The sequence below is a fragment of the Duganella sp. GW822-FHT06D06 genome, from assembly GCF_058799615.1.
This window is the reverse complement of sequence record NZ_JBXALQ010000014.1, coordinates 158162-171876: the sequence shown is the minus strand read 5'-3', so window position 1 is coordinate 171876 and position 13715 is coordinate 158162. Positions and strand designations below refer to the sequence as shown.

Genomic DNA, 13715 nt, shown 5'->3' with positions numbered 1-13715 from the left:
AGAACGGGTGACCGTGAAAGTCACCCTTTCATTGCATGCAAGCGGGCTTGGAACTTGCTGTCGGGCTTGAGCGGCACGCCCAGGTCGAAGCTGCTCTGCGGCGCCACCCGCTCGCCGGCACGGGTGGCCTGGGCGGTCCGCCGGTCGCCGTCGACATCATTCCCGGTCAAGCTCCAGCCCTGGCGCGGGTCGGGGTCGATGCCGGTGGCGACGCGCTCGCCCTGCCTGCTGTATTGCGGATACAAGGTGCTGACGCGGCTGCGGCGTCGCGCCCGGATTGCTCGGATGGCCGACCGGCCTGCGTGCAATGCCCATCGCATCTAGAGCGCGGCCATCTTGCGCCGCCAGAAGAACCAGGACACCAGCGCGTTGATCCAGTACGCCGCGTACAGCAAGGCGGTCAGGTGCAGGCCGCGGCTGGCGTACAGCGGCACCGAGATGGTGTTGACCAGCAGCCAGAACGGCCAGGTGTCGAGCCGCCGCCCCATCAGCAGCAACTGCGCCACGACGCTGAACATCAGCACCGCCGAATCGATGAAGGGCGCGTAGGCGTTGGTATAGGCTTGCAGCATCAGGCCGTAGGCGGCGCTGGCGGCGCTGCCGCCGCCGACCATCCAGACCAGCGCGGCCGGCCGGGCGCGGCTGATCGGCAGCGCGCCGCCGCTGTCGCCGCGCCGCCAGCGCAGCCAGCCGATGACACAGGTGACGATGAAGAACAGTTGCAGCGCGACGTCGGCGTACAAGTTGACGCTGTAGAACAGCGCGGCGAACAGCGAGCAGCCGACCACGCCCAGCCACCACGAATGCACGTTGTTGCGTCCGGCCAGGACGATGGAGACCGTCATGACGACGTTGGCGGCGATTTCCAGGGCTGCGGTCAACAGAAGTTCCAATCCGGCGGACAGTGTTTATTGCGGCAACTGTAACACGGCTTCCAGCACGGCGATGTCGATCGGCTTGACCAGGTGGAGCGCGAAACCGGCCTGCTTGCTGCGCGCCTTGTCGCCCTCCTGGCCGTAGCCGGACAGCGCCAGCAGTTTCAGCTGCGCGCCGCCGGGCAGCCGGCGCAGATGGCCGGCCAGCTCGTAGCCGTCCATGCCGGGCAGGCCGATATCGAGGATGGCCACCTGCGGCATGGCGCGGGCGACGGCGGCGATGGCCTCGACCGGATCGTAGGCGGCGACCGCGCTGTAGCCCAGCACGTGCAGCAGTTCGACCAGCGAATCGGCGGCGTCGCGGTTGTCGTCCACCACCAGCACCCTGGCGCCGGTGGCGGCGGCCGGCGGCGGCGCGGCCTCAAGCGGCAGCGGCGCCGGCGCGCCCGCCGCCAGCCCGTCCGGCAGCGTGATGGTGAAGGTGCTGCCGCAACCCTCGCCGGCGCTGGCGGCGCCGACCTCGCCGCCGTGCATCTGCACCAGGTTGCGCACCAGCGCCAGCCCGATGCCCAGGCCGCCCTTGGCGCGGTCCAGCTGGCGGTTGCCCTGCACGAACAGGTCGAAGATGTGCGGCAGCAAGGCCGGCACGATGCCGCAGCCGTCGTCCTTGACCTGGATCTGGATGGTCTGCTGCTGCCGCCGCGTGCTCAAGGTGATGTGGCCGCCGGCCGGCGTGTAGCGCGCCGCGTTGTTGAGCAGGTTGGACACCACCTGCGCCAGCCGCGCCGGATCGCCGTGCCAGCGCACGCTCGGCACCTCGACCAGCAGGCGGTGCCGCTTTTGCTCCAGCAGCGGGCTGGCCATGTCGATCGCCTGGTACAGCACGTCCGACAGCTGCACGGTTTCCTTGCGCAGCTCGACCTTGCCGCTGGCGATGCGCGAGACGTCGAGCAGGTCGTCCACCAGCCGCACCAGGTGGTCGACCTGGCGCTGGATCACGGCCTGCTCGTGGCCGCTGTCGGCGCCGCGCAGCTTCATCAGCTTGAGCGCGGTGACGATGGGCGCCAGCGGATTGCGCAGCTCGTGCCCCAGCATGGCCAGGAATTCATCCTTGATGCGCGCCGACAGCTTGAGATCGAGGTTCAGCCGTTCGCTTTCGGCCATCGCCAGCGCCAGCGCGCGGTCGCTCTCGATGCGGCCCAGCGTGGCGCACACGGCGGCGGTGATCTGCTCCAGCAACCGGCGGTAGGGCTGGTCCAGCGGCAACCGCGGCGACACCCGGAACACCAGCGTCAGGTCGTCGCACAGTTGCAGCTCGGCGCCGTGGATGAGCACCACGCCGGCTTCCGCGTCGGCCGCCGCCTCCGCCTCCGCCGCGCCGCGCCGCAGGCTGGCGTCCAGCAGGTCGCCCGGATTGCCGGCCACGCAAGCGGCCAGGGCGCCCTGCACCTGCGCTTCGTCGCGGCAGTTCAGCAGGTGGCGCGCCAGCAGGTCCAGCGCGCGGCGGCGCCGTTCGGCCAGCACCTGGGCGGTGGTCTCGGTGCACACCACCAGCACCCCGCCGACCTGGTCGGTCTCGTCGAACACCGGGGTGTAGGTATAGCTCCAGTAAACGTCCTCGATGCGGCCGTTGCGCCGGATCGGCACCAGCTTGTCGGCATACCGCTGCGGCGCGCCGCCGTTGCGCACGCTGTCGATCTGCGGACCGATGATGGGCCAGATTTCCGGCCAGCAAGCGCGCCCGGCCTGCCCCAGCGCGGCCGGATGCTTGCCCTCGCCCAAGCAGGGCAGGTAGGCGTCGTTGTAGATCTGCACCAGCTGCTCGCCCCACCACAGGAACATCGGATGCACCGAGTGCATGACCAGGCCGGCGGCGGTGCGCAGCGAGGCCGGCCATTGCGCGACCGCGCCCAGCGGCGTGTGCTCCCATGCGTGGCGCCGCACCATGTCGCGCATCGGCGTGCCGGCGCCGATAAAGCGCCAGACCGGCTCGCACAGGACGGTGGACAGGGCGGTGGAGGATTGCGCCGGCATACGGTTTCCAGAGGCAGAAAGCCAGAGTGTAGCAACTGTGCCGTACAGGGGCGCACAATAGCGCAACGTTGTCGGAATTACCTTCCGGCACGCCGAGGCCCTTGACATTCGCGCCACATCTGGCAAATTGTAGCCATCGGAGAAGAAGGGGTTGCGCCATGCAAGCGGGTTGGGTCGGTTACCTCATGGCGTTCAGTTACGCGTCCGCGTTGCCGGCGCTGGCCGCGCCATGCCAGATGAAAATGGCGCTGGAGCAATGGCCGCCCTATGTGTATTCCAAGCCGGACGGCCCGCCCTCCGGGCTGGACCTGGAACTGGCGCAGGCGATCTTCAAGGAGGCCGGCTGCGCGCTGCAACTGCTGCCCGAGCTGCCGACCGCGCGCCGCCAGCGCCAGTTCGAGCAGGGCGGGCTGGACCTGCTGCTGGCCGCCTCCGACACCGCCGAGCGGCGCAAGTACGCGCGCTTCAGCCTGGCCTACCGCTACGAATCGGTGAGCATCTTCACCCGCGCCGCCAACCTGCCGCGCTACCGGAACCTGCGCAGCGTCGACGCGCTGGCCGGCAAAAAAATGGCGCTGCTGGCGCCCAAGGTGGGCTGGTACGGCGCCGCCTATGCGCGCGTACAGCCGGTGTTGCAGCAGGCCGGCCAGCTGAGCACCTTCCGCAACTTCGCGCAAGGCCTGCGCATGCTGGACGCCGGACGCGCCGACCTGATCCTCGGCGACAGCGCCGCCCTGCGGCACGAAGCCCGGGAACAGGGCATCGCCATCGCGCCGCTGCCGTTCACCGTGCTGCGGGCGCCGGTGCATCTGATGCTCAACAGGAGCAGCACCACCCAGGCCGACCTCGACCTGCTGAACGCCGCCATCGAGCGGCTGGAAAAGCAGGGCGTGCTGGCGGAAATCCGCGGCCGCTACGGCGAATCCTGAATCCCGGCCGGCGCCCAGCTCAGTAGTGGTAGCTCAGCGCGGTGCTGACGGTGGCCCGGTTGCGCCGGCCCACCAGCGGACTGGCGGCGGCCGGCCCGCCTAGCCGGCTCACGCGCAGCCAGGTGTCCAGCGTGTACTTGTTGCCGATCTGCCAGCCCCAGGACGGTTGCAGATACATGCTCAGCACGCCCTGGCGCGGCGCATACAGCGGGTTGGCCTCGACCGCGGCCTGCTGCGCGCTCACGCCGAAATATTCCTGCAGATAGCGCCGGTTGGCCAGCAGCACGCCGGCCCCCAGCGACAGCGTATGGTGCGCCGCCAGCGGCGTCGACGCCTCGAGCCACAGGTTGGCCCGCAGTCCCAGGCCGCTGCCGCCGCTGCCGGCCATGGCGCGCGCGCCGGCGCCGATGTTGTGCGCCACGCGATAACTGGCGAACAGGCCGGCCTCGGTGGCCAGGCCGCCGCGCCCGCCCGGCGTGTCGCGGCGCTGCTGCTTGGAGCTGAAGCGCAGCAGCGGGCCGTACGCCAGCCCCGGATCGTCCGACCAATGCCAGCCCAGTCCCAGCCCGTCCTCGCTGTTCAGGTCGAGGAAGGCGCCGCTGCTCCACTGCACCCACAGCGTCGGCAAGGCGGTGATGCGGCGGTCGCCGCCGTTATCGTGCACCAGGTCGTTCAGCGCCAGGCCGAAGTACATGTCCAGCGTATCGTCCGGCATCATCATGCGGGTCGGGCCGGCCTGCGCGGCGCCGCAGGCCAGCAGCGCCAGCAGCGCCGGCAGCGCCAGCGTTAGTTTTCTCGTCATCAGATATGCCCCAGTTCCAGTCCGCGCAGCACCGCGCGCACCCGGTCGCGCACGCCCAGCTTGGCCAGGATGCTCGACACATGATTCTTGATCGTGCCCTCGCTCGGCCCCAGCGCGGCGGCGATCTCGCCGTTGTTGAAGCCGGCCGCCATCAGCGCCAGCACTTCGGTTTCGCGCGCGGTCAGGCGCTCGCCGGCGTCCTGCGGCGGCGCCGCGCCGGCGCTGCTCTCGTAGGCGCCGCGGGTGCGTTCGGTCAATCCCGGCCGGAACACCGTGGCGCCGGCCGCCACCGCGCGGATGCCGTCGGCCAGCCGCTCCAGCGAGATGTCCTTGAGCAGGAAGCCGCGGGCGCCGGCGCGCATGCCCTCCAGCAGCGCCTGGTCGTCGTCGAAGGTGGTCAGCAGTATGGTCGGCGGCAACAGCGCGGCCGACTGCTGCAACAGCGCGATGCCCGACAGCTGCGGCATGCGGATGTCGAGCAGCAGCACGTCCGGCCTGGCCGCCGTGGCCAGCGCCAGCGCGCCGGCGCCGTCGGCCGCCTCGGCCACCACGCGGATGTCGGGCGTCAGCGCCAGCAGGCCGCAGATGCCGCTGCGCACCAGCATCTGGTCGTCCACCAGCATCACCCGGATGGCCGCCGTCATGCCGCCCCCGCGCCGGCCGGCAGCACGATTTCCATGCCAAAGCCGCGCCGCGGCCGGTTGCCGGCCTTGAGCTCGCCGCCCAGCAGCGCCAGCCGCTCGCGCATGCCGCGCAAGCCGTTGCCCTCGGCCGTGGCGCGGCTGCCGGCGCCGTCGTCCTCGATCCGCAGCAGCACCGACACGCCGTCGTCGGCGCGCGCCAGCTCGATGTCCAGCTGGCCGGCGGCGGCGTGCCGCACGGCATTGCTGATCGCTTCCTGCACGCAGCAGAACAAGGTGTGGGCCACGGCCGGCGAAGCGATCTCCAGCCCCGGCGCGAAGCGCAGCGCGATGCGCGGCTGCGGAATCCCGGCGCACAAGGCCGCCAGCGCCTCGCGCAGATCGATGCGCTGCGTGCCGCGTTCGCTGCCGACCACCACCCTGACCTCGGCCAGCAAGCCCTGCGCCAGTTCGCGCGCGGTGGCCAGCGCCGGCGGCGCCGTCGCGCCCGCCTGCCGCAGCGCCAGGTCCAGGTGCAGATTGAGCGCGGTCAGGTGGTGGCCGACGATGTCGTGCAGGTCGCGCGCGATGCGCAGCCGTTCGGCCGAGCGCACCGTGTCGGCCAGCAGCAGCTGGGTGGCGCGCAGCTCGCCGTTGGCGGCCGCCAGTTCGATGCGGCCGCGCCGCTCGACCGCCGCCATGTGGCCGATGCCGAAGGCGATGCCTTGCCACAGCGCCATCGTGCCCAGGTCCAGCAGCAGTTCGCGCACCCGGCCGTCGCTGCGGGTGGCTTCGTTGCCGGGCAGCGGCGCCAGCTCCAGCAGCACCAGCAGCAGCACTTGCAGCGCCAGCCAGCGCAGCCCGCTGCGCAGCGCCAGCACCAGGCCCAGTTCGGCGGCCACCAGGTACAGCATGGAATGCGGATAAGCGAGCGCGATCGCCATTTGCGCCGCCAGCATCGCCCGGCCCCGCCAGGCCGGCCGCCGCGCGGCGGCGGCGCTGCCGCTGGTGCGCAGCCAGAACAACAGCCCGAACAGCACCATCAGCGCCACGTAGGCGCTGATGAACAACAGCATGGTCAACTCATTGCGGTCGGTGCCGGCGCGGATCGCCGACGGCGCCGGCGTGAACCAGCTGGCGCTCCACAGCGCCAGCTGGCCCAGCGGCACATCGGTCTTGACGCCCTGGAAGCGGAAATGGATGGTGTCGAGCGCGCCGCCGACCACGCAGCCCAGCAAGCCGATGATGCCGATAAGATTGTTCTTGAAGCGATGCAACATGGGGTTCCTGGCGGGAGCATGAGTCGGGCCATGATACGCGAGGCCACCGGGCAACAACAGTGCCGGAAGTCATGTGGCATTTCCCCCACGCGGACGCTCGCCGACGAGCGCGCGGCCGCGCTTTGACCTAGAATCGGCAGTCCCTGAACTCGCGTCCGCGCCCACCGATGAAAACACTGCCGTTATGCATCGCCGCCCTGCTGCCGCTGGCCGCCTATGCCGGCGCGGATCCGCAGGTGCTCATCAACGCCGAGCGCGATTCGGAATGGAACAGCTACCGCCACGCCTACAAGGCGGCCGCCTTCTTCGCCTACTACACCCGCAGCCGGCCGCTGATCCAGGCCCACATGCAGATCCGCCCGCTCGACCCGGCCACCCCGCTCGACGGCCTGAGCCTGCGCCTGGTGGGCGAGAAAACCGACACCACCATCGCGGTCGACGCCCTCGGCCGCGCCGAACTGCCGATGCTCAAGCAAGCCTACCAGGACGACGCCGTGCTGCGCCTGAACCGGCAGAAAGGCTACTACCACTTCAGCGGCCGCTACTCGATCCGCGCACACGCCGACGGCGTGTACGACCTGGCCGAACTGCGCGCCGCCTGCGAGCAGCTGATCGGCGCGCAGCGCGAATCGGGCTACCGCATGCGCCTCAGCGGCAAGCAGTGCCTGGGCATCAAATTCGTCTATCCGGCCGGCGCCGCGCCGGAGGTGCGCATCCAGACCGACGGCCCCGGCGGCGCCTTGCCGCTGGTCGACGCCCACCCGTTCGAAGGCAGTTCGATGGGCATCTACAAGGTGGCGCTGTACCGCTTTGCCGACTGGCCGCTGCGCGGCAAGATCGAGACCCTCAGCGCGCCGCTGGCGATCGGCACGCTGTACGACTGAGGGCCGGCGCCGCCTACTGGTAAGCCTTGAAGAAATCGCGCGCCGCCACGTTGCAGCCGGTGAAGGCCAGGAAGTCGTGGTAGATATTCGGGTCGGCCGGATTGCCGTTGGCGGCGATCACCAGCCGCCGGGCTTCCGCAAACTGGTTCTTGGCGCCGGCGTAGGGATCGCCGGCCAGCACCGGCGTGTCGAGATCGAGCACCGTCACCAGGCCGGCGCCGACGCCGTGGGCGTTGAAGTAGGCCTGCGTCAGCGTGGCGTTATTGAACGGCACCACGCCATCGCCCTTGCCGCCGCACATCAGCAGCGGCGTGCTCGGCACCCAGGTGCGCAAATCGTTCTTGAACCAGGCGGCGCGCATCGGATGCGCGTGGGCGCAATCGAGCGGCGCGATGGACGAGGTCACCGGGCACGGATGGCTGACGATGTCGTTCAGCAGCGCCGTCAGGTAGGCCGACTTGAGCAAGCTCGTTTCCGGCGTGCCGTACGCGGCCTGCTCGGCGGCCGGCAGGCCGGCGTAGCCCGGCATGTCATTGGCCAGCAGGTGCGGCGGCAGCTTGCCGGTGGCGATCAGCTGCTTGATCGGCAACAGCGTCGGCGCCAGCGTCTCCATGCTGGCCGCGTAGCCGGGTTGGTACAGCTCGCTCGGCGCCGCGTACAGATCGCCGTAGGCCTTCTGCCAGGCGGTGAACTGCAGCGTGAGGTCGAGCATGGAGCTGGCGCCGACCTGGGCCAGCCCGCGCAGCAAGTCCGGCGAACCGAGGCTGTTTTCGTAGGAGACGCTCTCGGCGTAGTTGCCGCTCAGCGGCGCCGCCGCCGTGACGCTGATGCCGGCCGCCTGCATCGCGCGCTGCGTGGCCATGGTCACATAGCCGCCTTCCGAATAGCCCGTCAGGAACAGCTTGCCGCTGTCGGTCACCGGGTGCGGCAGCTTGGCGAAGGCCTTGCGGGCGGCGGTCAGCGCGTCGATCATGTCCTTGCCGTTCTGCTCGGCCACGTGGTGCGGGTGGTAGCTCAAGCTCGAGCTGCCATAGCCGGCGTAGTTGGGCGCGATCACGATATAGCCCTGGGCCGCGTACAGCGCGGCGGCGGCGGCGCTGGTTTCGGCATACGGCGCGTCGGGCGCCAGGTCGCCCATGCGGATGTTGCGCTGCAAGGAGCTGCCGTGGCCGTACATCAGCACCGGGCGCTTGCCGCTGCAGGCGGGATCGCTGCCGTTCGGCACCATCAGCGAACCGGACGCGGTGGTGGTTTCGCCGCCGGCGCCGACGGTGCTGTATTCGAACTGGTGGAAATCGATGCTGCACCTGGGCTGGCCGGCGGCGGCCAGGATTTGCGTCCCCGTCCGGCCGAGCCGGCCGAGCGCCTGCACCAGGCCGGCGGGTTCTATCGATTGCGTCAGCGGTGGCGGGTTGAACAGCAGCGCGCCGCGCGCGCCGGAGGTGTCGGCCACGCCGGTGGGCGGAGTCGGCGTCACCGGCGCCGGGGTGACCGCGACCGGCGTGCTACCGCCGCTGCCGCAGCCGCCCAGCGCCGCGAGCAACGCGGCGACCAGCACGGAAAGACAAAGAGTGGGGCCTGACTTGTACATGGAGTCTCCTGAATCGGATGGTTCGTGGATGAAGCAGCCTAATGGTAGGCCTTGAAGAAATCGCGCGCCGCCACGTTGCAGCCGGCGAAGGCCATGTAGCCGTGGTAGTAGGCCGGGTCGGCGGGATTGCCGTTGGCGGCGACCACCAGCCGCCTGGCCTCCGCAAACAAATTCTTGGCGCCGGCGTAGGGATCGCCGGCCAGCACCGGCGTGTCGAGATCGAGCACCGTCACCAGGCCGGCGCCGACGCCGTGGGCGCTGAAGTAGGCCTGCGTCAGCGTGGCGTTGGCGAACGGCACCTTGGTGTCGCCATGGCCGCCGCACATCAACACCGGCGCGGTCGGCACCCAGGTGCGCAGGTCGTTCTTGAACCAGGCGTTGCGCATCGGATGGCGGGAGGCGCAGTCCAGCGGCGCGATGGCCGACGTCGCCGGGCACGGATGGGCGGCGATATCGTCCAGCAGCGCCGCCACATAGGACGATTTGAGCAGGCTTTGCGCCGGCGCGCCATACGCCGCCTGTTCGACCGCCGGCAGGCCGGCGTAGCCCGGCAAGTCGTTGGCCAGCAGATGCGGCGGCAGCTTGCCGTTCGCGATCAGGGTGGCGACCGGCACCAGGGTCGGCGCCAGCGTCTCCATCGACGCCGCGTAGCCGGGCTGGTACAGCTCGCTCGGCGACGCATACAGATTGCCGTAGGCCTTCTGCCAGGCGGTGAACTGCAGCGGGAACTCCAGCATGGCGATACCGTAGAGCTGGCTCAGGCCGCGCCGCCCTTCCGCCGAGCCGAGCGTGGCTTCGTAGCTGGCGCTCTCGGCGTAGCGGCCGTTCATCGGCGCCGCCGCCGTGACGCTGACGCCGGCCGCCTGCAGGGCGCGGTGGGTGGCCATCATCACATAGCCGCCCTCGGAATGCCCGGTCAGGAACAGCTTGCCATTTTCCTGCACCGGGTGCGGCAGCTTGGGGTAGGCCTTGCGGGCGGCAGTCAGCGCGTCGATCATGTCCTTGGCCTGCTGCTCGGCCACCTGGTGCGGGTGGTAGTTCAGGGTCGAGCTGTCGTAGCCGGCATAGTTGGGCGCGATCACGATGTAGCCCTGCGCCGCGTACAGCGCGGCCGCGGTGGCGCTGGTTTCGGCATACGGCGCGCCGGGCGTCAGCGTGCCCAGGCGGACGTTGCGCAGCGCCGAACTGCCGTGGCCGTACATCAGCAGCGGGCGCTTGCCGCTGCAAGCTGGATCTGTGCCGTTGGGCACCATCAGCGAGCCGGAGGCGGTGGTGGTTTCGCCGGCCGCGCCGACGGTGCTGTACTCGAAGTGGTGGAAATCGATGCTGCACTTGGGCTGGCCGGCGACGCTGAGGATTTGCGCGCCCGCCGTGCCGAGCCGGCCCAGCGCCTGCGTCAGGCCGGCGGGGTCGAGCGACTGTTCCAACGGTGGCGGATTGAGCAGCAAGGCGCCGCGCGCGCCGGAGGTGTCGGTCACGCCGGTGGGCGCGGTGGGCGTGAGGGGGGCCGAGATCGGCGGCGCCGCCGCTACCGGTGCGCTACCGCCGCTACCGCAGCCGCCGAGCAGCGCGGCCAGCGCGGCGAGAATAAGAGTGCAGCCTGACTTGTCCATGAGGTCTCCTGAATGAGGCGGTTCGACACTGAACCAGCCTGCATTCTGGAGACGTCCTCATGGACGCGCATGTGCCGGAAGGTAGACGCTCAGGAACGCCGCTGCCGGCGGCGCGCCATCAGGCCCAGCATGGCCAGGCCGGCACCCAGCATCGCGTAGCTTGCCGGCTCGGGCACCGGGATCACGCTGCCGACGGCTTCGAATTCCGACACGGAGAAATGGTTGTCGCCGGCGCCGGTGGCGCCGGAAATCATGAAGGCGGTGGCCGCCACCGGCACGAACAGCGTCACGCTGCCGTTGTCCTGCCCCCAGGAGCGGTTCGGCGCGATCACGGCGGCGTCGTGCCAGACGTTGGCGGTGTCGCGATACTGGATCAGATAGTTGTTGTCGTTGTCGCCCTGCAGCTTGAGCTGGCTGACCAGGGCGGCCTGGTTCAGCGTGACCATGAGCGTGTCGGCGCCGACGTCGCCGGTCCAGAACACGGTGCCGCTATTCCATTGGGTGCCGATCGGCAGGTAGACGCCGTCGGTGACCGTGGACGCGGCCGCCAGCGCGCCGCCGCCCCAGCCGTCGCTGTTGCCGAAGCCGCTACCGGTCAAGGTGACGGCGCCGTTCAGCGCCACGTTGTCGGCCAGTGCTGCGCCGGCGCAGGCCATGCAGGCCAGCGCAATCGCAAGAGCTTTCATCGCTACTCCTTTGAATTGATAGGACAGGAGGAACAGAATAGCATCAGCTCGCCTTGGTGCAAGTCCGAGCGTCTCGCGGGCGCGACACTGGCATCACGATACCTGCGCTCACCACCCCAGTTTCCGGCGGATCAAGGCCGTCAGCTGCGCCGCGTTGGCCTGGTGCTGCCTGACGCGCGGATGGCCGCCGAAACCGGTCCACGGGAACACGATGGTGTCGATCCGCCGGTCGCCGCCTTGCCGCATCTGGTCCACCGCCGCGCGCACATGGCCGGGCCACTTGGAACCCTGCTGCACCGCATCCATGCTGCCCAGCGCGCACACGATGTAAGCCTTGGGATAGCGCGCGCGTAGCTTCCGCACGAAAGTGCGGTAGGCCTGCACCCGTTGCGCGTCGTCCGGCGCCGGCGACAGGCGCTGCTCGCGGTCGATCAGCCAGCGGTCGTTCTGGAACAGGTTGACGACCACCACATCCGGCGTCCACGAACCGAAGTCCCACCGGCTGTCGTTGTTGCCGACCGCGCTCAGCTGGTCGTAGAAATCCGGCATGGTGAAAGGGAACCAGCTGATCATCACGCCGATGCCGCTTTGCGAAATGATGTGCGCCTCCGCGTCCAGCGCCCGCGCCGTGATCGACGAATAGGCCATGAAGTTGTTCTTGTCCTTCAGCAGATGGTCCGGCCCGTCGTCCGGCGACTCGTTGCCCATGCCGGTGGTGATGGAATCGCCGAAGAACTCGATGCGGCGCCGCTTGCGCGCCGGCGGCGGCAGCAGCTTGCCGCCATCGGCCAGCTCCAGTCCCTGGAACAGCGTGCCGCCCTCCTCGCCCTCGGTGCGCTTGGTGATCAGGAAGCGGTGCGCACCCGGCCCCAGGCCGCCGGCCACCGCGTAAGTCTTGCCGCCCTGCACGGCTTCGATGACCACCGGCCTGGCCAGGTCGCCATCGATGAAGACGTTGAAGAAGTTCTTGCCGTGCTGGTCGTCCAGCTTGACCGCCAGGCTGGCGCCGCTGAAGTTGCCTTCAATGCTGGTGCCGGGCCACGACAGCTTGGGCCGTGCGCGGTCGGCAAAGTCGATGCGTCCGGTGTACCGCAGTCGCGCGTCATCCGGCTGGACCGCCACCCCGGCCCACGCCTGCCCAGCCAACAACAACGCCGCCAAAACTGTCTTGAATTTCATCCTGATCCTGAATTGTGTTTATTCGAGAGTATTGGATAAAAAAATAGCAATACAATCGATCGCTGCATTGGATTTTCCATCGACTTTTCTGCGACACACCGAAGAGAGGAATGAATCATCATGACTAGCGAATCATATATCCATTTGCCTGCGGACCAATACCGTCACCATGTGGGCAACGTCCCGGTCCACGCGGAGTGGTGGTGGCATATCGGCACCCTGCGCCATGAAGAACGCGTATTCGGATTTGAAATCAATGCGGCCGGTTTTGCGCCGAAGGGGGCGGACCCGCACTTCCTGCTGGCCTACATCATGCTCACCGACGTGCAGGAAAAACGTCACTATCAAACCGTGAATGGATTTCCCTGGAACGATAATTGGGCGCAGGCAGACACGTCGAAACCGTGGGCCGTCAACGTCGGTCCGGCTGGCCAGTCGGGATCGATCGCCATGAGCGCAGATAAAACGCCACTCTCCATGAACGTCAAAGCCCAGTTCAAGGATGCGACCTTCAATACCAAGATAGACTTCGACCTCAACTTCGTGGCCAAGCTTCCGGCGCTACAGGTGTTTGGCGACGGTCGATCCCCGGTGGTCGACCCGGAGGGGAAAACGCCGCTTGAGCGCCATAACTTCTACTACTCGTTTCCCAAGCTGGAGGCGAGCGGCAGGATAGCCATCAATGACAACGCCATGAAGGTGCATGGAACAACGTGGATGGACCATGAGTACGGTGCTTGGCCTGGAAAGTCCTTCCGATGGATATTGCAGGACATTACGCTGAACGACGGCACATGTCTTTCCGTCTTCACCGGCCCGGACGTCAAGATCATCGAGAATCAAACGGTCAAGGCCAATGTCACGGTGCTGGGCCTGGATGGTGTATCGAGGTTCTCGCACGATGCGCTCGTTACACCATTGAGCCCGGCGTGGAAAAGCCCAAGCGGCGCCACCTACTTCCCGAATGTGAAAGTTGAAATTCCGCCGTTACGCGCCGAGTTCATCGTCAAGAGCCTGGTGTCGGACCAGGAATTCTGGAATCCCCAGATACCGGGCTCGCAGGTCTATGAAGGCGTCGCGGTTGCTGAAGGCCGCTACCATGACAAGCCGGCGCACGGAACCGCGTGGAACGAACAACATCTGTTCGAGTAGCGGTCCGGTCCTGATTATTTTTCTGCGGCGGGACAGGCCCGCTGAACTGCGTCTTGCCGAAAGGAGAGGA

At 68.5% G+C, this 13715-nt stretch carries 13 protein-coding genes; 3 read left to right on the top strand and 10 right to left on the bottom strand.

The features are described 5' to 3' along the window. Positions 1-20 precede the first annotated feature (20 nt). From AC1RMD_RS23275 to AC1RMD_RS23265, 3 genes are read right to left on the bottom strand one after another with little or no spacing between them, the layout of a single operon-like run. Positions 21-308 (bottom strand): hypothetical protein, encoded by a 288-nt coding sequence (locus AC1RMD_RS23275; protein ID WP_492929828.1) that lies wholly within the window; start codon positions 306-308, stop codon positions 21-23. 12 nt (positions 309-320) lie between these two features. Then, a complete protein-coding gene (gene pnuC / locus AC1RMD_RS23270) occupies positions 321-881 on the bottom strand; it encodes a nicotinamide riboside transporter PnuC (RefSeq protein ID WP_492929826.1) in 561 nt (186 codons plus the stop codon). Between the two features lie 27 nt (positions 882-908). Next, positions 909-2909 (bottom strand): hybrid sensor histidine kinase/response regulator, encoded by a 2001-nt coding sequence (locus AC1RMD_RS23265; RefSeq protein WP_492929824.1) that lies wholly within the window; start codon positions 2907-2909, stop codon positions 909-911. Between the two features lie 185 nt (positions 2910-3094). Between AC1RMD_RS23265 and AC1RMD_RS23260 the strand changes: the two genes are divergently transcribed. After that, entirely contained in the window at positions 3095-3838 is a 744-nt protein-coding gene (locus tag AC1RMD_RS23260; protein WP_492929822.1) for a substrate-binding periplasmic protein, read from the top strand. A 19-nt stretch (positions 3839-3857) separates the two neighbouring features. On the opposite strand, the gene AC1RMD_RS23255 is transcribed toward AC1RMD_RS23260, so the two are convergent. The 3 genes from AC1RMD_RS23255 to AC1RMD_RS23245 are packed head-to-tail and all read right to left on the bottom strand — an operon-like array spanning position 3858 to position 6540. Next, on the bottom strand, positions 3858-4640 hold the full coding sequence (locus tag AC1RMD_RS23255) for a MipA/OmpV family protein (RefSeq protein WP_492929820.1): 783 nt from the start codon (positions 4638-4640) through the stop codon (positions 3858-3860). After that, positions 4640-5284 (bottom strand): response regulator, encoded by a 645-nt coding sequence (locus AC1RMD_RS23250; RefSeq protein ID WP_492929818.1) that lies wholly within the window; start codon positions 5282-5284, stop codon positions 4640-4642. Before AC1RMD_RS23250 ends, AC1RMD_RS23255 begins: the two co-directional genes overlap by 1 nt. Further along, on the bottom strand, positions 5281-6540 hold the full coding sequence (locus AC1RMD_RS23245) for a sensor histidine kinase (RefSeq protein ID WP_492929816.1): 1260 nt from the start codon (positions 6538-6540) through the stop codon (positions 5281-5283). Before AC1RMD_RS23245 ends, AC1RMD_RS23250 begins: the two co-directional genes overlap by 4 nt. 167 nt (positions 6541-6707) lie before the next feature. Between AC1RMD_RS23245 and AC1RMD_RS23240 the strand changes: the two genes are divergently transcribed. After that, positions 6708-7424, top strand: coding sequence for a hypothetical protein (locus AC1RMD_RS23240; RefSeq protein WP_492929814.1), 717 nt, complete (start codon positions 6708-6710; stop codon positions 7422-7424). A 13-nt stretch (positions 7425-7437) separates the two neighbouring features. Here AC1RMD_RS23240 and AC1RMD_RS23235 read toward each other — a convergent pair whose 3' ends face one another. The 4 genes from AC1RMD_RS23235 to AC1RMD_RS23220 all read right to left on the bottom strand — a co-directional run bounded on the left by AC1RMD_RS23235 (position 7438) and on the right by AC1RMD_RS23220 (position 12493). Beyond that, positions 7438-9015 (bottom strand): alpha/beta hydrolase family protein, encoded by a 1578-nt coding sequence (locus AC1RMD_RS23235; protein ID WP_492929812.1) that lies wholly within the window; start codon positions 9013-9015, stop codon positions 7438-7440. Positions 9016-9053: 38 nt separating this feature from the next. Beyond that, positions 9054-10628, bottom strand: coding sequence for an alpha/beta hydrolase family protein (locus AC1RMD_RS23230; protein WP_492929810.1), 1575 nt, complete (start codon positions 10626-10628; stop codon positions 9054-9056). Positions 10629-10717: 89 nt separating this feature from the next. Then, positions 10718-11314: a PEP-CTERM sorting domain-containing protein gene (locus tag AC1RMD_RS23225; protein ID WP_492929808.1), complete on the bottom strand. Its 597-nt coding sequence runs from the start codon at positions 11312-11314 to the stop codon at positions 10718-10720. A 108-nt stretch (positions 11315-11422) separates the two neighbouring features. Then, complete coding sequence (locus AC1RMD_RS23220; protein ID WP_492929806.1) at positions 11423-12493, bottom strand: SGNH/GDSL hydrolase family protein; 1071 nt, start codon at positions 12491-12493, stop codon at positions 11423-11425. Positions 12494-12613: 120 nt separating this feature from the next. Here AC1RMD_RS23220 and AC1RMD_RS23215 point away from each other — a divergent pair, with 120 nt between their 5' ends. Then, on the top strand, positions 12614-13645 hold the full coding sequence (locus tag AC1RMD_RS23215; RefSeq protein WP_492929804.1) for a lipocalin-like domain-containing protein: 1032 nt from the start codon (positions 12614-12616) through the stop codon (positions 13643-13645). The last annotated feature ends 70 nt before the right edge of the window (positions 13646-13715 follow it).